At 38.0% G+C, this 26,079-nt stretch carries 16 protein-coding genes and 1 tRNA gene; 6 read left to right on the forward strand and 11 right to left on the reverse strand.

Annotation, left to right across the window (positions count from 1 at the left end):
• Positions 1-63 precede the first annotated feature (63 nt).
• The 5 genes from H8744_RS15260 to H8744_RS15280 all read right to left on the reverse strand — a co-directional run bounded on the left by H8744_RS15260 (position 64) and on the right by H8744_RS15280 (position 12,595).
• Positions 64-4,626 (reverse strand): choice-of-anchor J domain-containing protein, encoded by a 4,563-nt coding sequence (locus H8744_RS15260; protein WP_262435659.1) that lies wholly within the window; start codon positions 4,624-4,626, stop codon positions 64-66.
• Positions 4,627-5,912: 1,286 nt separating this feature from the next.
• Positions 5,913-5,986: transfer RNA gene (locus H8744_RS15265), tRNA-Arg, on the reverse strand.
• Positions 5,987-6,075: 89 nt separating this feature from the next.
• Complete coding sequence (locus tag H8744_RS15270; protein WP_262435660.1) at positions 6,076-7,533, reverse strand: AbgT family transporter; 1,458 nt, start codon at positions 7,531-7,533, stop codon at positions 6,076-6,078.
• Entirely contained in the window at positions 7,523-8,251 is a 729-nt protein-coding gene (locus H8744_RS15275) for a DUF5932 domain-containing protein (RefSeq protein WP_262435661.1), read from the reverse strand. The genes H8744_RS15270 and H8744_RS15275 overlap by 11 nt, the downstream gene beginning before the upstream one ends.
• A gap of 30 nt (positions 8,252-8,281) precedes the next feature.
• Positions 8,282-12,595 carry a DUF5113 domain-containing protein gene (locus H8744_RS15280; RefSeq protein WP_262435662.1) on the reverse strand — a complete coding sequence of 1,438 codons (4,314 nt, stop codon included), beginning with the start codon at positions 12,593-12,595 and terminating at the stop codon, positions 8,282-8,284.
• A gap of 169 nt (positions 12,596-12,764) precedes the next feature.
• On the opposite strand from H8744_RS15280, the gene H8744_RS15285 reads away from it, so the two are divergent.
• The gene (locus H8744_RS15285) at positions 12,765-13,703 is read left to right on the forward strand and encodes a ribose-phosphate pyrophosphokinase (protein WP_305067388.1); all 939 of its coding nucleotides are present in this window, start codon (positions 12,765-12,767) and stop codon (positions 13,701-13,703) included.
• A 196-nt stretch (positions 13,704-13,899) separates the two neighbouring features.
• Here the strand turns inward: H8744_RS15285 and H8744_RS15290 are convergent, their stop codons facing one another.
• From H8744_RS15290 to H8744_RS15315, 6 genes are all read right to left on the reverse strand, one after another.
• Positions 13,900-15,258 (reverse strand): transposase, encoded by a 1,359-nt coding sequence (locus H8744_RS15290; protein ID WP_262435664.1) that lies wholly within the window; start codon positions 15,256-15,258, stop codon positions 13,900-13,902.
• A gap of 204 nt (positions 15,259-15,462) precedes the next feature.
• Entirely contained in the window at positions 15,463-16,617 is a 1,155-nt protein-coding gene (locus tag H8744_RS15295) for an MORN repeat-containing protein (RefSeq protein ID WP_262435665.1), read from the reverse strand.
• 87 nt (positions 16,618-16,704) lie between these two features.
• Complete coding sequence (locus tag H8744_RS15300) at positions 16,705-17,991, reverse strand: M16 family metallopeptidase (RefSeq protein WP_262435666.1); 1,287 nt, start codon at positions 17,989-17,991, stop codon at positions 16,705-16,707.
• Positions 17,988-18,743 (reverse strand): 3-deoxy-manno-octulosonate cytidylyltransferase, encoded by a 756-nt coding sequence (kdsB, locus tag H8744_RS15305; RefSeq protein WP_262435667.1) that lies wholly within the window; start codon positions 18,741-18,743, stop codon positions 17,988-17,990. The genes H8744_RS15300 and kdsB overlap by 4 nt, the downstream gene beginning before the upstream one ends.
• A 6-nt stretch (positions 18,744-18,749) precedes the next feature.
• Positions 18,750-19,130 (reverse strand): 2-amino-4-hydroxy-6-hydroxymethyldihydropteridine diphosphokinase, encoded by a 381-nt coding sequence (locus H8744_RS15310; RefSeq protein ID WP_369411072.1) that lies wholly within the window; start codon positions 19,128-19,130, stop codon positions 18,750-18,752.
• Positions 19,131-19,165: 35 nt separating this feature from the next.
• Positions 19,166-21,502, reverse strand: a complete 2,337-nt coding sequence (locus H8744_RS15315; RefSeq protein ID WP_262435669.1) for a transglycosylase domain-containing protein — start codon at positions 21,500-21,502, stop codon at positions 19,166-19,168.
• 286 nt (positions 21,503-21,788) lie between these two features.
• On the opposite strand from H8744_RS15315, the gene pyrB reads away from it, so the two are divergent.
• From pyrB to glyA, 5 genes are all read left to right on the forward strand, one after another.
• The gene (gene pyrB / locus H8744_RS15320; RefSeq protein ID WP_262435670.1) at positions 21,789-22,712 is read left to right on the forward strand and encodes an aspartate carbamoyltransferase; all 924 of its coding nucleotides are present in this window, start codon (positions 21,789-21,791) and stop codon (positions 22,710-22,712) included.
• An 18-nt stretch (positions 22,713-22,730) separates the two neighbouring features.
• Entirely contained in the window at positions 22,731-23,192 is a 462-nt protein-coding gene (gene pyrI / locus H8744_RS15325; RefSeq protein ID WP_262435671.1) for an aspartate carbamoyltransferase regulatory subunit, read from the forward strand.
• A gap of 33 nt (positions 23,193-23,225) precedes the next feature.
• Positions 23,226-23,804, forward strand: coding sequence for a flavin reductase family protein (locus H8744_RS15330; RefSeq protein WP_305067389.1), 579 nt, complete (start codon positions 23,226-23,228; stop codon positions 23,802-23,804).
• Between the two features lie 32 nt (positions 23,805-23,836).
• Positions 23,837-24,541 (forward strand): porin family protein, encoded by a 705-nt coding sequence (locus H8744_RS15335; protein ID WP_305067517.1) that lies wholly within the window; start codon positions 23,837-23,839, stop codon positions 24,539-24,541.
• Between the two features lie 129 nt (positions 24,542-24,670).
• Positions 24,671-25,951 (forward strand): serine hydroxymethyltransferase, encoded by a 1,281-nt coding sequence (glyA, locus tag H8744_RS15340; RefSeq protein WP_262435674.1) that lies wholly within the window; start codon positions 24,671-24,673, stop codon positions 25,949-25,951.
• Positions 25,952-26,079: the final 128 nt, after the last annotated feature.

Raw genomic sequence — 26,079 nt, forward strand, 5'->3', positions numbered from 1 at the left:
TTCTTTTAAAAAGAAACTATCTCAAAACAATGAATGAGATAGTCTCTTATTATGCATCATCTATTATTCATTAACAATAACTTTCGTTACTTTTTCTCCGATTTTAACAATATACATGCCCTTTACCACTTGGAAACCAGCTTTTCCTGTGACAGAACGAGAGATGACAGCCTTCCCGTCTACCGTATAAATCGATACCAGCTGTGCATTTTCTGTGACTACCACAATGTGGTCACCTTCCGCATACACATTAAGCAACGCTTCAACGTCGTTAATACCGCTGCTGAAAGATAATTCCACCGCTTCCGAAGCCTCCGATTCACCACTTTCATACACAACAGACACTTGATACTGATGTGTTCCTTCCGGCAGATTGGAATCCTTGAAGGTAGGCTCGGTCAGCAGAGTGTCATTGAGTTTTTTACCATCACGATATACATTGAACCCTTTTATTTTCAATCCGAATATGCCGGATGTATAAGTTATATCATCAATTAAAATGCCCCACCTACTTTCAGGAGTTATATAATGGATGGCAAAATAACGAGCGTCAGCGGGTAATGTAACCTCTACTTTTTCCCAGTCAAACCCGGCATCCCCTTCGGTCAAGACCTTAAATGCTTCCGGTTCCTGTGTGGTGGTGGAATACATGACTTGATAATGCTCCCCCTCTGTTTTCTCGTTGATACGATGGATGTAGAAACTGACTTTTGAACCTCCCAATACGGCAGGAGAGATCAAATAATCATCGTTATGTGCTGGGTACCAAGTACCATCTGCATCCAACACGTTCTCGTTTGCATGCCAAGAGATGAAGCACTGCTCTCCGGTTCTCGGTTGTAAAGCCGGAAAATCCTTGGCATCGGCACCTTCCAAATACCCGAATGCCCAGACTTGGAATGCCTGATCCTCTCCTTGATGCGGCCATACCGGCAAATCTCCTAAGTAACCTGATTTCGTCCGGTCACCATCGTATGTAATCCAGTCGCCTATGCTGGTAATGGCGAACGGTTCATAGTCTTCCACACCGTCTTCCGTTTCAACAATCTCCGCAGGAATTACGGGAGCCGTCCATGTCAAAGTCACTTCGTCATCGTTTATCACTCCGCTCAGATCTTCTACGACGGGATACCATATGCTATTGACCGTAGTATTCACTGTGGCACTTTGATTATTTTCAGTGTTTCCATCCTTATCATAAACAATTTCAGCATAGAAAGCACTTTCCTTACCTGCTTTCGATGCATTCAACACGATTTTCATATCTATCTCTTTAGTTTCACCCGGTTGGATTTCTTCACCGTTCAGGGTTTGTACCATATTTCCGTCTTGATATAAATTAATGGCATATCCGGTAGCAGCTTTGAGACCACGATTAAAGTACCGTAACTTGTAGGTGCCTTCCTCGTTTATATATACTTGCTTCGTTCCTTCAAATCCAAATACGGCCAAGTCATATTCTTCCTGCTCTTCAATATGGATGTTATCCACATAATAATACATCCAGCTATTATCGGTAATTCCTCTCAATCCGATTTGCACCCGTTGGGCATCCTTGAATTCGGCCAATGAAATCCGATGTTCCACCCATCCTGCTCGTTCGTAACCTGCCGTAATCTCTTCTCCTATCTGCTGGAATTCACCTCCGTCAACAGAGATCTCAACGATCATTTTGGTCTGGCCGTTGTCAGCTTCCACATCAGCGGCATTCCAATGGAACATGAAGAAACTGAATGACGGATTTCTACTTCCACTGAAATCCAATACAGGAGTTGTCAAACGACCATCGCAATATCCGCCCCACCAATTATAAAGCCGTAACATTCCCCGGTCATTGTCCTGCGGATAGACGCCACCATCCTCTTTGAAAATCGTTTCCCAACCAAACGCGTCTCCCAAAGTATGGGCAGTCCAAGGCTGAATATGTGTGACCCCGTCAGCAAAGGATTCTTGTACCGGTATTTTGTAAGGAGTACCTACAACGAGGTATCGTGCTTCTGCTTCACTACATCCGCTCTTTGTATCTGCCGTTACAGCATAATAACGAATATCCTGCTCTCCATCCAGCTCCTCTTCAATTTGGGTATCCGTATAAGTCAACTTCTTTAAATTGCTTTTCAACGGTGTAAAATCTTCATCACCGTTACTACGCCATATAGTGTAAGTTACATCATTGATATTAAAGTATCCACCGTTCGCACCTTTCTCCGGAGCTTCCCAATTAAGTAGTACGTGCATATTGCCATCCACCGTCTTCATAGTCATATTTTTTACCGGTTCTGAGATGTCAGGCCCCACCCATACATTTTTAGAAGCGGCCAAACCTTCCTGATCTCCCATCATACCGATGAAACGGTATTCATTATATCCCATATCGGGGGTATTGTCGGTCCAACTTATAGCCTGTCCGGGAGTCACTTCAAACTCTTTCACCAATCCATCATTTCGATAAACATTAACCTTGAAAGGATCAGTCAATAGTTCACCATTGATTAATGCCGTCGGAGCATTAAAAGATATTTCAGCAGACGATTCTCCCATGGCGGCAGGAATGACCTTAAGATTATATACGGAATCCGGCACATCAGTAGATTGCCCTGCCTCCAATCTAATATCAAACAAATTTAAATAGAAACTTTCCAGACCGCTGTATGCGTAGAAACCGATATAATAGTTCCCGTCCTTAGGAGCTTTTATTGTGGCGGAATGGTAGCTCTGTGAACTTTCATAGATATTATTCAGATCCATGATGACTTGGTGATCTTTAGGATCCGTAGAGGTTCCGATCGTCACTCTCAAATTAGAAGGCTCACCCATGTTTATACTAAATTCAAGGTCATACAGGTTTTTACCATCCAAATGGATAGCCGGAGTTATCAGCCAATCGTTGCCGACATGCTCATTGTCTGCACAGAACTGCATCAGCTGTTCGTCTTCTTTCCAGAACCATTCGCTCATGTTGTCATGTCCGTCTTGATCCAAGTCGAGATAAGTGTACAGGGAATTACACCATTCCCCGTCATCAAATTCATCATAGAAAGGCAACTCCAAAACTCCGGCAGAAACAACCTGATTAGACAGGGCAGTCCCACCTTCTTTGCCATCATATATGGGAGTTATGGCATAACAATATTTAGCGGTAACATCAGGTAGTTTATCCATATAGGTCGTAGCTCCTGGCTCGGTAGTACCAATCAATGTACCTTGATCTCCATCAACATGGCGTACTATTTTGTATGAAACTTGAGAAAGATCAATATACCCGTCATTTAGTCCTTTAGTTGGCGCATTCCATTTCAATGTAGCCTGTTTGTCATTGATACTCAGCACCACATCCGTCGGAGCGCTAGCAACATCTTTGCCGACATAAACGGTAATACTCTGTTTTGGGCTGCTGCCCTCATTGTTGGAAGCAATCGCATAAATAGTATATAACTCATTGGCATTAAACGTATAGTTTTCTTTTTTGACCGTGGTTCCACAAGTCACCGTCTCTTCCAAAATTTTGTTCATTTCGGAATAAAGGGCGACTTTCAATGTACCCGACAAATTGTCTCCTTTCTGATTCTTGAGCGGAGCCACGCAAGATAAAGTTCCGGTCAAACTTCCTTCCGCATTCGGTGTGAATTTTAATTCTGTAACGGAAGCCGGAGCGGTTGCTTTTACTTCCGGTGCTTCAATATAGACGCCTATGATCTCTTCACCATTAGGCATATCATCGATTTTATAGGCTGTGGCCGTTTGCGTATTTACTTCATATAAAGCCGCATCCGTGGCATTTTTAAACGCCCAGTATAATTTTCCAGTAGCTGGATCACAGGCGGCAGACTGCATGTGTTTGGGAGACAATCCGGTAGAACCGATATAAGTTTCCGTCCCATCCTTTTCTATTTTATATAAGGAACCATCTTCTGAAATGGCATAGAATGTCCCATCTAAAGCGGATGAAAGGGTATAATAGCCCTGACTGACAGTACACACTTTCTCGAAAGTTCCGTTTTCCAAATTCATTGCGCTTAAGCAAATCTCTTCCGGTCCGGAACCAAAAGTCAATGCATACGCTTTGTCCGATACAACATCATAGGCCAATGAAGTGATGGGTACATTGTTCCATATCCTTTCATTGTCGAACCCATTTTCTTCTTCCCATGTGTCAGCATTATAAATACGACAGGATATCCCCAAAATATTTCCAAATATTTGAGTTACATTAAACACATAATATTTACCTTTGGCATATCCGGCAGCTGTAGATTTCATGTTTTCATTTTCAGCTATCGGATTAACGGCAAATCCCCTCCTTGCTTCTAATGAATACATGCCATAATGCATATTTGCATCAGTCCAATCGTCCGCATATATCACACAACCATTAATATTGGTTCCATCACCCACCGATCGGGCTATATTTTTATCATCTAAACTGTAATTTTTAGGCAGTTTAAATGGTACAATAGAAGTCTTAAAATTACTTGAGAGCAAAGGCTTACTCTCTAACCACCGTAGGTTTGCATGAGTTTTGCCATGTTGAACCGGCACTTTTACCTTAGAAATATTCTGAGCAGTTAGATCTACAGAAAATAAGGTAACAAAAATCACTAAAAACGTAATAATTTGTTTTTTCATAACTTAATTAATCTGGTTAATAAATATAGTTCTTAAAAACTGCGCTAAATTAATAAACACTATTGTTGATACAAAAAAAATGTATATGTTATAAAACATTGCGTAAAACAGCTAAATAATAACAAACAAAATATATTTATTCATAAATGGTACTTGTCCGGTAAAAATCAAAGTGTATTCTTAATCCCGAAGGTACAGAACCGGGCAAAGAATATTTCATCGAAGACTACAACAACGGCAACTTTTCATTCATGCCGAAACGATATAAGTATCTGGCATTATCAGTCGGTTACGCAAAAGAACGTGATACTGCTATTGTAGAAGTTACCTGATATTCTTTTGAACCTCATTTAATACGATGCAATCTTTATGAGTTTTGGACGATAGTGTATCATTTGGGTAAAGTTATTGAGGCACACAGAAAGTAATTCTCTGTGCTTCTTCTGCGTTAAAGCAATTAAACCAAGTGTCATGCGTACGTGTGCATAGGGCAATTAAGTGAATTATCTGATGTGTTCACGTGCGCATGTACACGCACATACGCAAATGGGCAAAAATAGGCATAAGAATGTTACATTTTACACAGTCCAACACGCACATGCGCAAAGAGAACTAAAGAATCTGAACCATTAAAAACGTGCGTACGTGGAATAGGGAAAACGAGCGATATCAATGAAATAGACTCTGTAAGCCATAGGGCAAAACTGCTCATTGGTGAAAATCAGCTACTTATAAGTTGCCTATAAGGGTGAAAATGTATAATACGGAACTCTCCCGTATTTATACCCAACACACTTTTGAATTTTGACAGGAAATCAATGTGATGCAAAACTACAGAGAGATAAACAACGATAATAATAGTTATTCCACATTTTCCGCATTTTTGTGTAAAACCTGATAATCAATATAATATAAAGCTACAAAGAGATAAACAAGGGTAAGATTACGGTAAGGGTCAAATGTGCAATTATCCCACATTTAACTAAGTTCGTCAAGACCAATGAAAGCCATAGGTCAAAAATGACCATTGGTGAAAATCAATTAGTTGCAAGTTATTTAATATATGATTTCTTATATCACAATCAATATCAGCAGGAGGTTAGCCGGATTTTCGGTATACCCTTTAATGTTTCGTTCAGTAGGGGTATAGTATAAATGTACTATTGGAAGTTTTTTTATCGGTCAATACACATGCGTGAGAAAAACAAGTTGTGCAAATGTTGTGCAATCATTAATATAGCAAAACCGCAAAAGCTTAATAATTAGCTATTTGCGGTTTTCTTAAGTGATTCCGGAGCGATTCGAACGCTCGACCCACGCCTTAGAAGGGCGTTGCTCTATCCAGCTGAGCTACGGAACCATCCTTAATTGCGGTGCAAAGGTAATGCTTTTTGTGAAATTTCAAAATATTTTTCTCCACTTTTTTCCATTCATCTTATCTAAAGGAATCTATAATCCTAATGGTAAGCCAGTTAAATACCATATAATAAATAACAAAGTCCAAGTTACTAAAATATATACTGAATAGCGCCACGTATATTTTATAAGGGAAAGGTAGGAAGATTGTGGATCATATTGTTGCATATATGTTAGCACTAAAGGCATATAGAATAAAAAAGGTGTTAAGGCATTGGAAGAACTATCACCTATTCGGAAAGCACATTGTGTTACATCAGGTGCAATACCCATTTGAGCAAACATAGGGATAAAGATGAAAGACATAAAAGACCATTTGGAAGTAGCTGATACCATAATAAGATTGATAATGGCAGTAAACAATATAAATAAAATGAGTGTAGGTAAGTTTCCCAAATGAACAGACAAAAGCACATTAGCTCCTATCATGGCTAAACATTTATCAAGATGAGAATACTCGAAACATGCAAACATCTGTGCTGCAAAAAATGCAATTACAAAATAAACACTCAGCAATTTCATTGGTTGTGCCAATCCTTCAATGACATCGATATCTGTTCGATAACGACCGGAACTAAAGCCATAAATCATACCCATTAATCCGGCACCTAAAGAGATAAGGAAGAGTATGCCCATAATAAATGGGGATCGCATTAGATTACCACTCACACCACGAAGAATACCATATGAAGAAAAGGTAGACCAAAGTACAAACAGTATATAAATAATGCCAACTATAATCGCCATTATGAGCGCTCGACGTTCTTTCCTCGACACAGGCTTGTAACCATTAAAATGAATATTACCTTCATAATTTCCCATAGCAGGAAGCAACTTCCAGCGAGTAACCCAATATGCAACGCCAGTAATAAGAAAGGTAGAAACAAACAGAAAATAGTAATTGCACAGAGGACCCGTATTTCCATGCTCTATACCGCTCGCCACAGCCGCTTCTTCTGTTGTGCGGGCTAACAAAGGGTCCATAGTACTAAGAACAATATTGGCACTATATCCACATGCAACGGAAGCATAAGCTGCAATGATTCCAGCTACAGGATGAAGCCCTACTGAATGAAATAAGGCAGCGGCTATGGGAAGCAATATAATATAACCGGCATCACCCACCACATTTGAGAGTAAACCTAAAACAATAACCCATAGAATAATTTTTCTTTTCTCTTGTTTACCACGAATCCCACGACGAATACAAGCATCAATGAAACCAGAATGTTGAGCTACTCCTATACCAAACATGGCAACTATTACCATTCCTAATGGTGCAAAACCTGTAAAGTTAGTTATGACATGACGTAATAACCAACGAATTCCCTCAGGACTAAGGACGCTTTGCACACGTATTTCTTCCCCCGTCTGCGGCAACGTTACACTTAACCCATAAATATCAAAAATCCATGAAAGGAAAACAACAGCCATCGTCAGAATTAAAAACATTGTGGCGGGATGCGGAATATGCCGTTTATTATTCTTCATCTGCATCCAAACTATCAAGATCAAGAATCCGTAGTTCAAGAGCACGTACCACCAGACGAGTAGCATTTACCCCTACCCTCTCTCCGTTCGGGAATAAGCGAGTTATTAAATCGTTCTGGCGTTTCTCCAAAGATTTTACACCAAAAGGCATACCCTTTAGATTAGCGATCATCTCCTTAGTGTATCCTAGCGCCAAATGTCGCAAAAAACGTTCATCGTATTCATCTATATCATAATTGATTACAGCCTCTTGGCGTTTTGCATCATTAGAGACCGATATTTTGAAACGATCGATAATTTTTTCTAATATAGGATAGTTAAATACATATTTTTTACCATCCATCACAGCCTGTACATCTATTTTAGTCAGTAATTCACCCGTTTTCAGTATAATACCATCTGCCCCAGCATTCAAAACATCTATCCAAAGCTTTTCGTTCAATATTTCTCCTGTAAAAATTAAAACACGGACCCCTTTATATTTCTTGAAGATATTACGACAAATATCAACCCCTATTGTCGTAGAGCCTCCTAATCCCAAGTCTAGAAGCACAAGATCAGGAAGTTCAGCTTCCATTAGTGGCCAAAATTCAGCCTCTGTCATAGCTGTTCCTATCACTTCTGCATTAGGTATTTCATGTCGAAAAATTTCTTCCGTACCTTTTAGTTCTAACTTAACATCTTCTACAATTATCACTTTAAACTTCTTATCTTCCATCGTCATTTCAATATATCATTATATTTTATTTCATCGTTTGGGAATAGTAAAATAAACAGAAAATCCCCCATTTTCTGCCGGTTCGGCATTTATACGGCATCCTCGCCGTCCAGCAAATTCATCGTGATCACGAATAATCTGTTTACAAATAAGATATTCCGTCCCACGTAACTCTCCTTTGTCACTTGAAGTCATCCGAGTCAAATTGGGATAGAAAAGTTGATTAAGTTCTTCGATTGTCTTTTTACGACGAGTATCTGTGAATATAAAACGAATATATTCATTGTTTTCCACCGTACGAAGAATCAATAGTCCATCTTCAAGTACATGAAGTGCTTCATCAATCAGATTTTCCAATAAAAAACGAAGTTGATTGATATCACCTACAATCTGTGCATCAATAGACTCTATTTGAAAATCCACATGTACTTTTCCTTTATTTACCTTACGAAAATAACGATCAGCATAATTCGTCAAATCTCTTACAGCTATCGTGGTTCGACGGAATGTAACTTCTTCCAATTGGCGTGAAGCACATGAACTTAATATTGTGAATATTCCTTTATAATATTCTATTAGTTCACGAATGGCTTCAATATTTTCAAGTTCTTCCGATTCAGTAAGTTTCTGATTATTTAATCGACTTATAATCTGTTTTATCTTGTTTGGATAATAGATTGTTTCATGTTTAATGGTTGAAAGACAATTATCGAGTACCATATTTTGTACATGCAACATACTATCCTCCCAAGATGCCCGTTGTGTCTCCTCATACGCTGACTCTATATCCCGGAATTTCATTGCCAACTTTACAATTGCATTGAATACTACAATAGAAACATAGCGTGCAACCAGCTCAAATAGAAGACGATCTGTTTCCAAATTTGAACCTTCTCTACGCTCCAAGCACAACACCCCTACACATTGACGCTCATTACCTGCATCCACAATTAGAGGAATAGCTTGCATAAGATCATCTGTAATATATTTTTGTTCGTCAAAACAACTTTGCATTATATCCGGCATTATATCTAAACGGGGATTGGATGCAAATTCAAGCCGATGACTTGTTTCGTTATATACGGCAAGACTTAAACAATTGATAGTCAACAATTCATTGATAGTGTCAAAAGCTTCGTCTACAAGACGCTGAGGGATCTCTTTCAAAGTGTCTTCCTCGCGTTGCAAAAGATCTGGAGATTCCTGAGAACGGATAAGCGAAGAAGCGAAAACTTTCTTATTTATTTCCAACACCTGTTCCAAATTCAAACGATTCGACAGTCGCTTACGAATGTAAATCAAATAATAACCCAATAAAGCTACAACCAATAATAAAATACAGAGAATAACACCAACAATTTTATTGGTCGTAGAACGCTCTAATTGTCGACAATATCCCTCAAGAGACTGATCTTTACTTTGCAATTTGTAAAGTGCCGTATAAGCGGCATTATTATATGTATATCCGTTGATTTGCTTTAATGCCAAAAATGCCACAGCTGCCTCATTTCGAATATCTAGAATTATAAAATAATCTGTATCGAACATCTCATTCCACCAAGAAATTTCAGCAGGTATACCCTCATCTATCAACTCCATATAAAGTTTTGGGGAAGGGTTATATTTCTTATAATGTTCATTCAACAGCATAATGGCTGAATCCGCATATTGCAATGTCACTTCATAATTTCCGTCAATATTCGAAAAGTAAGCAGCATCAGCATAATCTGAAGCAATATGTAATAATCGATCATATTCAGAATCAACTGCTCTTATAAGAGAATCTTGCCCCGTAGAAACAAATTCTTTCTCTTTTTCATAATTACACGATGAAAAAACAGTAGCAGGTAGTAACAAACAAATTAAAATCGTAATTATCTTACGTACTCCTAATGGAAGACGAAAATAAAAACGACTTCCCCGTCCAGATTCACTTTCGACATTGAAAGTACAAACACGAAACAAGTCATTTGTCTTACGATATTTTTCAATAATTCCCTTACAATTCATCAGACCGAAACCACTTCCCTTACTTTTTCTTAATATTTCAGTATCTTCGGAATCATTCATACCGATAACCCGTGAATCATAAACTTTTTCACTCACAATTCGTTCTATATCTTCAGCAGACAGTCCACGTCCATTATCTTTGATGGAAATTTCTACATACTCATTCGTTTGACGGGCATAAATACATATTTTACCACCTTCATGAGTAAACTTACGAGCATTTTCGGCCAATGTATTTATCATGAATAATGTCAGAGCTTTATCTGCTTTGACCAAAATATCCGTGGACTCTATTGAAAGCGTTTGCTTTTTCATTTCAAAAGCTTTACGGCCTTTGGACAATAAGTTAAAAAGTTCACTCAAACTAAATGTTTCTATATTCAAGCTCAAAGTCCCTTGTTTCATTTTTATCCATAGGGCAAGTATATCATTATATTCATTAATTGTAGTGACTAATTCGTCAATATACTGATATTTTTCTTTTTTAACAGGTTCGTTATGGATAAAGCCCTTTTCTGTCAGTTTATACACTTCATTCAATATACGATCGATAAAAGGGTTTATTCCATTCACAATAGCAAGACATGACTTCTTAATCAGATTTTGACGTTTATTTGCTGCAATATGTTGTTCATAAACATAACGTTGCTTTTCCAATTGGTTGCGCTCATCACTTAATGATGCTATGGCCTGCTCATTATCTATAGCCCATTCAATATAAGGGGATAATACATGTATCAAAGCTTGCTCATCGCGATTTAACCGATTGTGAGTGATAAATTCAACTTTGCCAGTTTCCAATATATCCAATATTACTCGTCCTTCTCCAAATAATTGATCTATTCCTTTTTGAATCAGTGGAACATTCATCGGTATAGAAGCCGTAATGTCCCGACAAAGAGCCAGTGTTTGTTGCAAACGTTCTGTATAAATATGATTCTTTATTTTCGAACGCTTATTAAATATCCAAAATAGAATAGAAACTAATATCAATCCTATAATTACAAAGAATAGCACGATATTCAATTGCTTTGATTCTGCTTCAAGATAAGCATATCGACTTTCTAACTCCTTATCCTGACGAGTATCGTTTAATATATCCAAATATATATTCCTATTATAATCCGATTCCCGTTTCATGCCTAACCCAGCATATGACACACTTAACTGCTCACGGATTTTAGAAATCCATTCGGGAACAGTTTTGACCTTTTCTTTACCCAACCAAGATCTTTCAGTTGATACAGAATCAGAATAAACAATAGGTTGCAATTTATCCAAAGTATCAACACCCGAATGGTAATAAGTAAAATGGTGATAATTTACATAATCCAATGCTTTACTTAAAGAATCTAATGCTTCAGAATACAATCCATGACTATTAAGGTATTTCCCGATTGAAACATAAGTACCTGCAATTTGATAAAGATCATCATATTCCCGAAAAATCTCCAATGCTTTTTCAGCTAATCGTAAAGGCAACAAAGTGTCAAGCGGCATATCAAATTGTTTCAATATATGAAAACGACTTGAAAGAAAAAAATCGAAATCAGTGTTTGAAGTCATCAATTCCGCTAATCCTTGTAAACCATTACCAGCAAAATATAAATAACCGTTTTTAGAAGCTATACGCCAAGTAGTATAAAGTTCATCAAATTCACAAAGCTTTCGTTCATCAGGTGTATCACTTTCACACAAAGCTGCAGAACCTTTAATATAGTGAAAATACAGATATTGATTTGTATCGGTATCAAGTGCTTCATTTTGTGGAATCCTGTTAAGTGAAGCTATTGCCTCCGGACGTTGTTGAAGATAATAATAGTAAACTGCAGAGACTATAAAAAATTCTGTAAATGCATAATTCATCCGTAACATCTCATGTTTATCTGTGAAAACATTACTATCTTCGCGAATACGTCTCATCCTCCGAATAGCACTATTACGAAAATCATAATACTCTTTATTCATGCCTGTACGCTGGTAAATTTTCATAAGCCCAACATCTGCAATAAGCAATTCCAATTCATTCTTTGTTAATCCATAAACTTCTTTGTGTAATCGTTCAGCCCTATCGAAGTCCATCTCCATAAATGCACAGAATCCTAAATTGTTACAAGCTTCTGCTTTGCCTTGTTTGTAGAGTCGCGCATAATTATAAGCTTTTATGGCAGGGCGATAGGAAGAATCAAGATTCTTGTAACGATATGCATAAGCACAGCGATTGAGAGAATCAATAAGACGCATTTCTTTAGTGGGTGCTGTACCGACACACGAAAAGAGCGATGAAAGCCCCAACAGGAACAAGAGATATATAGAAAAGCGTCGATTCTTCATGATTTATGCATTTCGTTAGCAAAACTACAAATATTTTACGTGAAATAAGAATTTAGTCCCCATGAAATAAAAAATGAAAGATTAATTTTTCTACAATAAGTCTTTTAGATTGACGGGAGATTTCATACCTTTGCACGCAAATTAACATATAGGTAACAACTATTATAAAATGAGCGAAAAAGCACCCTTTATGGTATTCTCGGGAACCAATTCGAGATACCTAGCAGAAAAAATCTGCGCAAGCCTCAATTGTCCTCTTGGAAACATGAATATCACACATTTTGCCGATGGTGAATTCGCAGTTTCCTACGAAGAATCAATCCGTGGTTCACATGTATTCTTGGTTCAATCCACATTCCCAAACTCAGACAATTTAATGGAACTCCTGTTGATGATTGATGCAGCAAAAAGAGCATCAGCAAAGAGTGTAATTGCCGTTATTCCATATTTTGGCTGGGCACGTCAAGACAGGAAAGACAAACCTCGTGTGTCTATCGGTGCCAAGCTGGTAGCAGACCTTCTTTCAGTAGCAGGTATCGATCGTTTAATTACTATGGATTTGCATGCTGACCAAATTCAAGGCTTCTTCAACATTCCTGTAGACCACCTGTATGCATCAGCCGTATTCCTTCCTTACATTCAGTCTTTACATTTGGAAGAACTTGTTATTGCAACTCCAGATGTGGGTGGATCAAAACGTGCTAGTACTTTCTCTAAATATTTAGGTGTACCTTTAGTCCTATGTAATAAGTCGCGCGAAAAAGCAAATGAAGTTGCTTCCATGCAAATCATAGGTGATGTTAAAAATAAGAATGTAGTGTTGGTCGATGATATAGTAGATACCGCTGGAACGATCACTAAAGCTGCTAATATCATGTTTGAAGCAGGTGCAGCTTCTGTACGTGCGATAGCCAGTCACTGTGTAATGTCAGATCCTGCTTCTTTCCGTGTACAAGAATCCAAACTCACTGAAATGGTCTTCACAGACAGTATTCCTTATTCTAAGAAATGCGCTAAGGTAAAACAATTGAGTATCGCTGATATGTTTGCCGAAACAATAAAACGTGTGGTAAACAACGAATCCATCAGTTCGCAATACATTATTTAAGTCAAACCGATAGAATAGGGACATTCAGTAAATGTCTTTAAAAACATAAAATGGCATATGAAGATGCTTTGTTCATATCATCTCATATGCCATTTTTATTATCTATTTTTTCTCTCTGACCTAAAATCTTCTCCTTTTGGGCACGATGTTCCGGAAGAAGCCTGAGACTTCTTCTAATAGATTCTTTATACTTATGTTATGCAGCTTTCTTCTGTCCGTTTTTGATTTTATCAATCATCAATATTGCGTTTGCCGTATGTATCCCAAAGAAAATCCACAGGATTTCTGTTTTCCTGTTCCGTGCTTTGATTTTCGATAGCGAATAATGCTGTTTTTGCGTACCGAAACTGCCTTCAAGCCTGGTGGCTCTTTCCCTCGAGAGTTCACTCCTGAGAGCCTTCCTCACCGCCTCGTCCTTTGCAGCTCTTCCCTTACGTACAAAGGAGGTTGATATCCCATATTTTGTACAGAACTTCCTGTTGGCATTATTGGCGTATATGGAATCGGCGGCCACACATCTGACCCTTACATTCATCAACTTCTGATGCATACGGATACAGTCTTTCAGACGTATGCCCTCATTGAATGCCTTGAAAGAGATGTGCTCGATGAACGAGATTCCGTCTATCTGTATGTTATTAGCCTTTGCACCGAACTCGACAGATTTTGTCTCCTTGCCCCTTACGATAGGGCGTACGTAATGACGGTCAATACTGACAATACGGTCACTGACCTTCCTGCCTTCAAAGAGTTCCTTTTCCTGTACAAGGACCTTTCTGATGATGGAAAGCCGTTTCTGATAATCCTGTGTATATGTGAGTGAAGAGCCGTGTTCTCTGTGAATGTCATCCCGTTGTATGATGAGTTTTTCCAGGAGTCTGATCATGCGATGCTTCAGCATTCTTGTCCTCGAAGCCTTCCTCTTTCTTTTCTTGCAATAGGATAGATAGGATACCGCAACATCCGCATATTTGTTACGGGGACGCCTTATGCCGAGTTGCCCACAATGTATGCAGACATGCCGGTAGAGCCATTCGACGCTTTCCCAAAGGAGCTTCATGTCCGTAGGGAAACGCATATGACTTTCATAGCATGTGGCATCGGTCATACATACGTGAAGGTTCTCAAGATAAGGCTTCCAGTGTGAGGCAAGGATTTTCTGAAGGGAGTCGATGTCAAGACGGGATGCTATCTCATTACGGACAGCACTGATTATCTTGTAGTTCGTTATAGGGCAGGACGGGTCTATCATGATACCACAGAACAACTGATAGTGTATGTTTCCGTTAAGATGTTCTACCAATAACCTGTCAGAGAATCCGGTATAAGACTTCAGTACCATAAGGGCTATCTTCGCGGAAGGACTGAAACAGTTCCTGCGACCCAAGCGGGATTGTGAAAGGCCTGTCTCTTTGGCTATACTCTCGAATGGAAACACGGAATGAAGACTGCCAAGTTCACTCGCATGAAAACTCTTACGATATTTTTCCAGAATATCGAATTCTGGAAACCCTAAAGTAGGGTGAATTTCTGAAATATTTTGTATCTTCGCCATATCTTAGTGTGGATATTTCCCCCGTTTTGGCCGTCAAACCGTATTTTAGGGGGAATACATAAAGATACAAAAAAGCCAACTAATTCGCAATACTTTTAGTATGAATTAGTTGGCTAATTTTATAGGATTTACTGAATATCCCTAGAATAAAAAAGAACGAAGAATACAGTATTCTTCGTTCTTTTTTATTCTATAAATTTCTTCTTATTGTTCTAATCGTCCGAACTTATAAGTTCCTTTCCGAATGATTTTCCCTGTCTTATCTGTTTCTACAAACGGTCCATGCTTTTTTCCCTGTTTGAAGAAACCATCGTAACGATGGCCATCTTTATCCTCTTGAATACCTTTGCCTTCTTCAAGACCATTCACAAAACCACCTTTATATTTCGTACCATTGACAAGAATTAATAAACCTTCTCCATTCGGTTGATTATTTTTCCATTCACCATCATAAATATCACCATTACTCCAAGTATACTTACCGCGTCCATTACGTTTATTTTCTTTCCATTGACCTTCATAAACAGCACCGTTTGCCCATGTAAAAGTACCTTGACCTTCCTGCATCCCATTTTTGAAATTCCCCACATATTTATCACCATTCGCATGATAATAAATTCCTGCACCAGTACGTTCGCCTTGAACATAAGAGCCTTCATAACGGTCATCACCTAAGAAAAATATCCCTTGACCATGCTGTAAATCATCACTCCAATCTCCTACATACTTCTCACCATTTGTATATTCAAATGTTCCTTTTCCTTCACGAACATCATTTTTCCAGTCACCGTCATACTTACAGCCGTTATTCCAGACAAGTATACCTTTGCCATCCTTTTTATCATTTTTCCAAGTTCCAACATATTTCGATCCATCTTTCCAAGTATATGTACCTGATCCCTCACGCTTATCACCAACCCAATTACCTTCATAAATATCTCCATTATGATAATACATCGTACCATTACCGTGTTGATAATCTTGATACCACATACCGTCATAACGATTATTATTCATAAAATAAAAAATACCTTTCCCATGCTGTTGATCTTGATACCACTGACCTTCATATTTCTCTCCGTCAGAAAAAGTATAAACTCCGAATCCTTCGCGTTTTCCTTTTACATATTCTCCTTCATATACATCACCGTTTTTAAATACAGTTTTTCCTTTCCCATTAGGCTTACGACCTTTCATTTCTCCTGTATAAACAGAACCATCCTTGAATGTATAATTTCCTATCTTTATTTCAGTAGAAAAGGAATCTTTTATTTTACCCAAAAAGCCACCCTTATTTTGAGCAACAATGCTCCCTTGAGAAAGAAAAATCAAAATTAACGCCGTATATAGATATTTCATTAAATTACAAATTATGAATTACGAATAATAATGTGATGTGACAAAGATACAATTTCTCCGCCAAAACATACTTGTTCGGGAGTCTTTTTATGATAACTTTTTACCTGCAATGACCTCTTTTAATGTCTCTTTGCACAAGTAACGGTTCGCTAAATCTCTGATTTCTTCCGATGTTACTTCTTTCACTGCTTGCAAAGAGCGTGCAAAAAAAGCATCGTCAAGCCCTGAAGTATATATAAACGACCATGCATCCGATAAGGAAAAAGGTGATTCATAGTTACGGCACATTTCTCCAAGCATATAATTGCGTACCATCGCTAATTCATCAGCAGAAACAAGTTCATTCTGCAGTTTATTTATCTCACGATATACCTCACGGATCAACGGTTCAACGTATTCATTATCAGTTTCTGTACTTACAAGTATCATTCCGCTGCCAGGATAAAACATCATTCCTGCAGAAATACCATAAGTATAACCCTTATCTTCACGAATATTGGACATAAGCCTACTGCCGAAATAACCTCCGAAAACTGTCATCAAAACACGTAATTTCAAATAATCGGGATGATGGCGCTCAATCGAAGTAATTCCTAATTTAATAGCACTTTGCATAGCATCATCTCGTTCATTGAAAATCCGCTTTTCCGGAATTGCAACTAATGGAAACTCTTTTTTAGGAAAAGGCCGTTGGTAGTTGCCAAAAGCAGCATTACCAAATGCCGATTCCACTCTTTGCACAATTTCATCAGTTACTTTACCAGACAAAAAAATAGCAGAATTGCCAGAGTGATAATATTCTTCATAAAAAGCACGAAGAATTTCAGGAGTAATCATGTGATAATCTTTCTCTTCTACCAAACGTCCGCAAGGATGTTCACCTCCATATAATGAGGCCAGTAAACTTCTTTGGGCTAAAAAATCTACTTTCGAGAGATTTACAAGATATTGCTGAATATTGGCATCCAAAACGGTATTTAATTCCTTTTCAGGAAAAATGGGTTCTTTAATAATAGACTCTACTATTTCAAGCGTTTCCGCAAAATATTTGTTTAATGAATAAAGAGTTATATATGCATACTCAGCCGAACTGGACAATTCAAGCCACGCACCATAATAATCCAGTTTTTCGGCAATATCCGCAGCAGTATATTTTTGAGTACCTTCACGCAACATACGATTGGTGAAAAGTGCCTGAAGTTTCTGTGTCTGTTGCCATCTCCCCCCTGCAAAAAGAATATCCATACGAATCACCTCTTGCTCACCGGCATTGATGATAGAGAGTGGAATACCGTTAGAGAATTTTGTCCGTACGGGAAATTGAATATCAATATTCTTTAATTCATTTATGATTGGTTGTACACTCCTGTTCATTTGAAACCATCTTTTAATAATTTTTCTGCCCGAACTAAATCTTCTGGCGTATCAATACCAATCGTCTCTACATCACTGACACCTACTTTAATAGTATATCCATTTTCCAACCAGCGTAATTGTTCAAGGGATTCAGCCAATTCTAATGTAGACTGCGGCAATGAAGTGATTTCTTTCAATACTTCGGAACGATAAGCATAAAGACCAATGTGTTTATAATAAACATGATGACGAAGCCATTCGTTTTTTATTCCATTCCGTTGATAAGGGATTATAGAACGGCTAAAATACATTGCATTCCATTTTTTATCGACAACGACTTTAGGTGAATTAACGTTCTCTAATGCTTCGAAAGGATCATCAGCTTTGAAAGGTTTAACTAAAGTAGCGATCTGTGTAGTTAAATCATTAAAACATGCCTTTACAGCCCACAACTGTGAGGGTTGAATAAAAGGCTCATCTCCTTGAATGTTGACAATTACGTCAAAATCCCCTCCTATTTTTGTCGCAGCTTCGTAGCATCTGTCTGTACCGCTTCTATGATTTACGGAAGTCATCACCACTTTGCCTCCAAAATCTTTTATTACAGCTTCGATACGTTCATCATCTGTTGCTACGTATGCGTCATCAAGCACACCAACCACTTGTTCATATACACGCTGAATAACAGTTTTACCTCCCAATATCGCTAACGGTTTTGCAGGAAAACGCGTTGAAGCATAACGTGCTGGGATTATTCCTAAAAATTTCATCTTATTTCAATCTAAATAATACTCTAATTCCTCTATTCCTTTTTGGATATATTCCCGTTTTAAATCATCGGGCTTTAATATCTTACCGTCATATATTAATAAGTCGATATCCAAACAGACCTTCTCTTCTAACTTATCTTCAGGATGCCGTCCCGCCTCATGTTCAATATCTTTCAGCTTTGCTTTCACTTGCCATTCCTCATCTATAGTACTAAAAACAGCTACCTGGTCTGTGAATAAAGCCTGATTCCTGAACCATAAAGGCTTTGTCACCTCTTCCTTAGCAAAACGAATGTCAGGGAATAAAGCATGCAACTTTTGATGAGCCAAAAGAAAATTTTTCTTTTGATTATAATTACTACCGATACATATAAGACAAATGTTGATCAAAGTTTGAATAATTAATAGTAATTCTTCAATTCTTAATTAAATAAATCATCTAATCCCGGTTCATTGGAATCTTCTAGACCTACATCTGAATCAGCGCATGGATCATAACCTTCCGGCAACTGAAAACGTTCAGTCTGATCATATCCAAGATTTTTATCAGCAAATACTTTGTTCATATATTTCGCCCAAATTGGCAATGCCATAGATGCTCCCTGCCCATAAGTCATCGTATCGAAATGGATATCACGATCATCGCCACCTACCCAACAACCAGATACGAGGGAAGGAGTAAACCCCATAAACCAACCGTCTGAATTATCATTTGTCGTACCAGTCTTACCACCCATATCGGCAGTAATCCCATAGCGTCCTCGAACGCGCCCACCAGTTCCTTCATTAATAACCGCACGAAGCATAACCAGCATTTTATATGCACTCGAATTGCTGATTACTTCATTCATTTGCGGTGTGAAAGTAGCTAAAACATTACCTTCATTATCTTCGATACGAGTCACAAACAGTGGTGCTACACGGATTCCTCGGTTTGCAAAAGCAGTATAAGCACTTACCATTTCTCCTACTGAAATTTCACAAGAACCAAGACTTAATGACAATGCCGGTACGATGTCTTTATTACGTACACCAAAATTATGTATCAATCGCACAAACTCATAAGGATTAAGTTTACCAATTAAATAAGCTGATACCCAATTACTGGAATTAGCCAATCCCCATTTCAATGTTACCATCTCACCATAACGTTTATTACTTGTATTACGAGGTGTCCAAGGTTCACCCGTCTCAGTGATTAATGTCTGTTCTACATGTCGCATTTCATCACAAGGAGAAAAGCCGTTTTCCATTGCTAAGGAATATAAATAAGGCTTGATGGTGGATCCCACCTGTCGGCGCCCACCTGTCGCCATATCATATTGAAAATAGGTATAATTCGGTCCTCCTACATAGGCTTTTACATGTCCGTTCATCGGATCCATAGACATGAACCCTGCACGAAGAAAATGTTTATAATATCGGATAGAATCCATAGGTGTCAGAACTGTATCTTTTTCTCCCGACCAAGTGAATACCGACATCTCTTCGGGTGTATTAAAGGCTTTTTTTATTTCAGTTTCAGACGCTCCAGATTGTTTCATTAATCGATAACGATCGGTTTGCTTCATCGCCCTATTTAGTAATTCATCGATAAGCTCCTGCTTTGTTTTATTACTATATGGTGCTTTTGTACGACCCTTTTTCTCTTTGAAAAACTGTATCTGAAGATCCTTCAAATGTTCTTCGACTGCCTCTTCTGCGTATTTTTGCATACGGGAATCAATAGTAGTATAAATTTTCAATCCATCGGTGTAAATATTATAACTAGAGCCATCTTTTTTCTTATTCTTTTCACACCAGCCATAAAGGGGATTTGTAGCCCAATCCAAGGAATCTTCATAATATTTTTGTTTCTGCCATCCTCGGTAATCACTTTCCTTAGGTTCCTTAGCTGTCATCACACCACGAAGATATTCACGGAAATAAGTAGCTAATCCTTCCTTATGGTCTACTCGGTGATATTTCAATTCCATGGGAAGAGCTTGTAATGAATCACATTCCTCCGGCGTAATGTATCCGGCTTTTTCCATTTGTCCCAAAACAACGTTACGCCGTCCTAAAGAATTTTTACGTATTTTTGAATTACGTGATACGGGATTATAAAGTGAAGGATTTTGGCACATGCCTATAAGAGTAGCTGCCTGTTCAGGTTTAAGATCTTTCGGCTCACAACCAAAATAAGTATAGGAAGCAGTCTTAATACCTACAGCATTGTTTAGGAAATCGAACTTATTGAGGTACATTGTCAATATCTCCTCTTTTGTATAATATCGTTCCAGCTTTACTGCGATCACCCATTCGATAGGCTTTTGAAAAAGACGTTGCATTGTATTACTTGCTACATTCTCAGTGAACAGCTGCTTAGCAAGTTGTTGAGAAAGCGTACTACCGCCACCAGCACTTTTTTGTAAAAGTATACCGCGCTTTACAATAGCACGGAAAAGAGCCTTCGCATCAATCCCAGAATGTTCGGTAAAGCGCACATCCTCAGTAGCAATTAATGCATTAATCACATTGGACGACAAATCAGCATAACTACTATATACACGATTATTCTTTTCGATGGAGAAAGTACCTAAAACTTTACCATCTTCAGAAAAAATCTCCGTGGCAAATTTGTAATTAGGATTTTCTAGTTCTTCTACAGGAGGCATATAGCCAATCCATCCATATGAAATAGATACAAAGATAATCACACATAATAGAACGATTGCTGCAAGAAATATCCAAAGGGACTTAACTATCTTTTTTATCATTATTATCCAAACTTCGATTTATCAAACATTTAAATTAAATGCAAAGGTAGATATATTTCGGAATATATCTACAGCAACAAAAGGCTTTTTAACTCTGTCATCTCATTCTTTTTTAATATATTCTGTTCCATTAACTTGTAAATCACCCTTAATAGATAATCCATAAACCCATATTAATGATAAAAACAAGCTATAATTTTACTTTTCAATTTAGTTGCGTATAACGCATTTTGTCTCTATCTTTACAGTCTGAAAACAAGTTCTATCAATCAATAAAGATAACAGAATGGAAAACAGAAGTTTAGTAACCATCGCCGAACATTCCAAAGAAAAGATTCTCTACATGCTTGAAATGGCGAAGCTATTTGAAAAAAATCCTAATCGCAGGTTACTCGAAGGAAAAGTAGTAGCCACCTTGTTCTTTGAACCCTCTACTCGTACCCGTTTGAGTTTTGAAACTGCAGCCAATCGCCTTGGCGCACGTGTCATTGGCTTTAGCGACCCAAAAGCCACCAGTTCTTCCAAAGGAGAAACACTTAAAGACACCATAAAAATGGTAAGTAATTACGCGGACATAATTGTAATGCGTCATTTTTTGGAAGGAGCAGCACGCTATGCAAGCGAAGTAACAGATATTCCCATTGTTAATGCAGGAGATGGTGCTAATCAGCACCCTTCACAAACAATGCTAGACCTTTACTCCATCTATAAGACACAAGGTACACTTGAAAATCTGAATATTTATATGGTAGGCGATCTTAAATACGGTCGAACGGTTCATTCACTTCTTATGGCCATGCGCCATTTTAATCCAACTTTCCATTTTATTGCACCTGATGAATTAAGAATGCCGGAAGAATATAAAATATACTGCAAAGAACATAATATAAAATATGTAGAACATACTGATTTTACAGATGATACCATTGCTGAAGCTGATATTCTCTATATGACCCGGGTACAGCGAGAGCGTTTCACTGATTTGATGGAATATGAAAGAGTAAAAAACGTGTATATCTTGCGTGCAAGTATGTTAGAAAAGACACGTCCCAACATGCGTATCCTTCACCCACTGCCTCGTGTCAATGAGATTGCTTATGATGTGGATGATAGCCCGAAAGCATACTACTTTCAACAGGCTCAAAATGGATTATATGCCCGTGAAGCTATTCTCTGCGATGTATTAGGTATCACTTTGGAAATGTTATGAAATTAGATAGAATGAGTTATGAACGAAAATAAACAAGCTCTGCAAGTCGCTGCTCTCCGCAACGGAACAGTTATTGACCATATTCCCAGCGAAAAACTCTTTACCATCGTCCGTCTGCTTGGTTTGGAGAATATGAAGAATAATATTACAATTGGCTTCAACCTCGAAAGCAAGAAACTGGGACGAAAAGGTATCATAAAAATTGCTGATAAATTTTTCTGTGATGAAGAGATCAATCGCATTTCAGTGGTTGCTCCACACGTGAAACTGAATATTATACGCGATTATGAAGTTGTAGAAAAGAAGGAAGTACAAATACCGGACGAACTGAAAGGTATCGTAAAATGTGCGAATCCGAAATGTATAACCAATAATGAGCCAATGCATACATTATTCCATGTCACTGATAAAGACAATTGCATTATTAAATGCCATTATTGCGAAAAAGAACAACGTCGGGAAGAATTTACAATTATCTGATCAATCAAACCATTAAAATACCAATAAATATTCATGCGTGTTGACTGGAAACCAGGAACAATGATTTATCCCCTACCCGCTGTTATGGTGAGTTGTGGAGAAAACGAAAGTGAATATAATATTATCACTGTAGCATGGACGGGAACGATTTGTACGAACCCGCCCATGTGTTATATATCCATACGTCCCGAGCGTTATTCACACTCGATTATAAAAAAGAATATGGAGTTTGTCATCAATCTGACAACCGCTGTAATGGCGTTTCCTACCGACTGGTGCGGAGTACGTTCCGGACGAGATTATCATAAGTTTGAAGAGATGAAACTGACACCGGGTAAATGTTCTATTGTTAAAGCTCCACTCATTGAAGAATCACCTCTCTGCATAGAATGCCGTGTAAAAGAAATCGTATCATTGGGATCACATGACATGTTCATAGCTGATGTAGTAAATGTTCGCGCGGATGAAAACCATCTGAATGCAGGAACCGGCAAGTTGGAATTAGCTGAAGCCAATCCATTGGTATATGTACATGGTGGGTATTATGAACTTGGAAACAAAATCGGAAAATTCGGCTGGAGTGTAGAGAAAAATAAAAATAATAAAAAGTAAGGTTTATGAGGCGAACGTTTCTTCTTCTTGAAATGCTTTTGGTGTGCATACTTACATATGCACAAGGAAGTTCTTTGGATAAAGTGGAGCGTCCTAATAACCGGAAAATAAATTTTGGGATCAAAGCCGGATTTAATTCTTCCATGTTCCTAGTATCTGATTTTAAAATTAAAGATGTTACTATCGATGAGATCCAAAATAATTATAAACTTGGTTATTTTGGTGCGTTATTCATGCGTTTCAATATGAAGAAACATTTTATTCAGCCAGAGGTTTCCTATAATATCAGTAAATGCGAAATCACTTTTGATAAACTGGGATCGCAACACCCAGATATCGAACCGGATTATGCTTCAGTAAATTCCACAATACACAGCATTGATTTTCCGGTTCTTTATGGATATAATGTAGTAAAACAAGGGGCGTATGGAATGTCTGTTTTCATAGGACCCAAACTACGCTATATTTGGGGAAAGAAAAATGAAATAACTTTTGAAAACTTCGACCAAAAGGGAATGCACGAACGACTTTATCCTTTTAATTTATGCGCAGTTGTCGGTGTCGGAGTAAACATCTCCCGGATATTCTTTGATTTCCGTTATGAACAGGGGTTACACAATATCTCTAAATCCGTTACTTATGACAATATTAATCCTGATGGAAGCATTGGTGTCAGTAACATCACATTTCATCGGCGTGATCAAGTGCTTAGTTTTTCATTAGGGGTTATTTTCTAAATGGAGCCGATTATAATGACATCATCCTTTTTTTCCTTCCATTTGCAAGTAGTATTTAATAATTATTACCTATCTTTGTACGTCTAGTTAAGAGTCTTTATTAACAAACTTATTTTATCATAATACAGAATGAAAAGAGACGAATTAATTTTCGATATTATCGAAAAAGAACATCAACGTCAACTTAAAGGCATCGAGTTGATCGCATCAGAAAACTTTGTAAGTGACCAAGTAATGCAGGCAATGGGTTCCTGTTTAACCAACAAATATGCCGAAGGATATCCCGGCAAGCGTTACTATGGGGGGTGCGAAGTTGTTGACCAAAGTGAACAAATTGCAATCGATCGGTTAAAACAAATCTTCGGTGCTGAATGGGCTAATGTTCAACCTCACTCAGGCGCACAAGCTAATGCAGCTGTATTTTTGGCTGTATTGAATCCAGGTGACAAGTTTATGGGATTAAATCTGGCACACGGTGGTCATCTTTCTCACGGCTCATTAGTGAATACTTCCGGTATCATTTATACGCCATGTGAATATAATCTTAATAAAGATACTGGCCGCGTAGATTATGATCAGATGGAAGAAATAGCTCTTCGCGAACGCCCTAAAATGATAATTGGTGGTGGTTCTGCATATTCCCGCGAATGGGATTATAAACGCATGCGCGAAATTGCCGATAAGATCGGTGCCATCCTATTGGTAGACATGGCACATCCTGCCGGATTAATTGCTGCAGGTTTATTGGACAATCCGCTAAAATATGCCCATATTGTCACATCGACAACACATAAAACACTGCGTGGTCCACGTGGCGGTGTCATAATGATGGGCAAAGACTTCCCTAATCCATGGGGAAAGAAAAATCCTAAAGGAGAAAGAAAAATGATGTCTCAGTTACTTGACTCAGCTGTATTCCCTGGGATACAAGGAGGTCCGTTAGAGCATGTAATTGCAGCAAAAGCAGTTGCTTTTGGTGAATGCCTGCAACCTGAATATAAAGAATATCAGAAACAAGTAAAGAAAAATGCAGCCGTATTGGCTCAAGCATTGATTGATCGCGGGTTTAGTATTGTTTCAGGTGGTACAGACAATCATTCTATGCTGGTAGACCTCCGCACCAAATATCCTGAATTAACAGGTAAAGTGGCAGAAAAAGCATTAGTGGCTGCTGATATTACTGTAAATAAAAACATGGTACCTTTCGATACCCGTTCTGCTTTCCAAACTTCCGGTATTCGTTTAGGTACTCCCGCCATTACAACTCGTGGTGCAAAAGAAGATTTAATGCTGGAAATTGCAGAAATGATTGAAACTGTACTTTCCAACGTAGATAATGAAGCAATAATAGCTCAAGTACGTGCCCGCGTTAATAAAACAATGGAAAAATATCCTATTTTTGCATATTAAGCATTGTATTAGACTTTGATCTAACTTAATTTCATTTTTTTCATAATAGTACGTATCTGCCGTGAGGTAGGTACGTACTTTTTTATAATCCTTCATGAACCTTCTGCACAAAATCTCGTTCTTACTAC

This window comes from Jilunia laotingensis (assembly GCF_014385165.1).
In the GTDB taxonomy this organism is placed as follows: domain Bacteria; phylum Bacteroidota; class Bacteroidia; order Bacteroidales; family Bacteroidaceae; genus Bacteroides; species Bacteroides laotingensis.

What these genes read in the sequence shown, in the direction of transcription:
- H8744_RS15295 (WP_262435665.1), bottom strand. Translation starts at nt 16,617, where the DNA reads ATGAAATATCTATATACGGCGTTAATTTTGATTTTTCTTTCTCAAGGG.
- kdsB (WP_262435667.1), bottom strand. Translation starts at nt 18,743, where the DNA reads ATGAAATTTTTAGGAATAATCCCAGCACGTTATGCTTCAACGCGTTTT.
- H8744_RS15270 (WP_262435660.1), bottom strand. Translation starts at nt 7,533, where the DNA reads ATGAAGAATAATAAACGGCATATTCCGCATCCCGCCACAATGTTTTTA.
- H8744_RS15260 (WP_262435659.1), bottom strand. Translation starts at nt 4,626, where the DNA reads ATGAAAAAACAAATTATTACGTTTTTAGTGATTTTTGTTACCTTATTT.
- H8744_RS15315 (WP_262435669.1), bottom strand. Translation starts at nt 21,502, where the DNA reads ATGATAAAAAAGATAGTTAAGTCCCTTTGGATATTTCTTGCAGCAATC.
- H8744_RS15275 (WP_262435661.1), bottom strand. Translation starts at nt 8,251, where the DNA reads ATGGAAGATAAGAAGTTTAAAGTGATAATTGTAGAAGATGTTAAGTTA.
- pyrI (WP_262435671.1), top strand. Translation starts at nt 22,731, where the DNA reads ATGAACGAAAATAAACAAGCTCTGCAAGTCGCTGCTCTCCGCAACGGA.
- pyrB (WP_262435670.1), top strand. Translation starts at nt 21,789, where the DNA reads ATGGAAAACAGAAGTTTAGTAACCATCGCCGAACATTCCAAAGAAAAG.
- H8744_RS15335 (WP_305067517.1), top strand. Translation starts at nt 23,837, where the DNA reads ATGCTTTTGGTGTGCATACTTACATATGCACAAGGAAGTTCTTTGGAT.
- H8744_RS15300 (WP_262435666.1), bottom strand. Translation starts at nt 17,991, where the DNA reads ATGAACAGGAGTGTACAACCAATCATAAATGAATTAAAGAATATTGAT.
- H8744_RS15290 (WP_262435664.1), bottom strand. Translation starts at nt 15,258, where the DNA reads ATGGCGAAGATACAAAATATTTCAGAAATTCACCCTACTTTAGGGTTT.
- glyA (WP_262435674.1), top strand. Translation starts at nt 24,671, where the DNA reads ATGAAAAGAGACGAATTAATTTTCGATATTATCGAAAAAGAACATCAA.
- H8744_RS15285 (WP_305067388.1), top strand. Translation starts at nt 12,765, where the DNA reads ATGAGCGAAAAAGCACCCTTTATGGTATTCTCGGGAACCAATTCGAGA.
- H8744_RS15330 (WP_305067389.1), top strand. Translation starts at nt 23,226, where the DNA reads ATGCGTGTTGACTGGAAACCAGGAACAATGATTTATCCCCTACCCGCT.
- H8744_RS15280 (WP_262435662.1), bottom strand. Translation starts at nt 12,595, where the DNA reads ATGAAGAATCGACGCTTTTCTATATATCTCTTGTTCCTGTTGGGGCTT.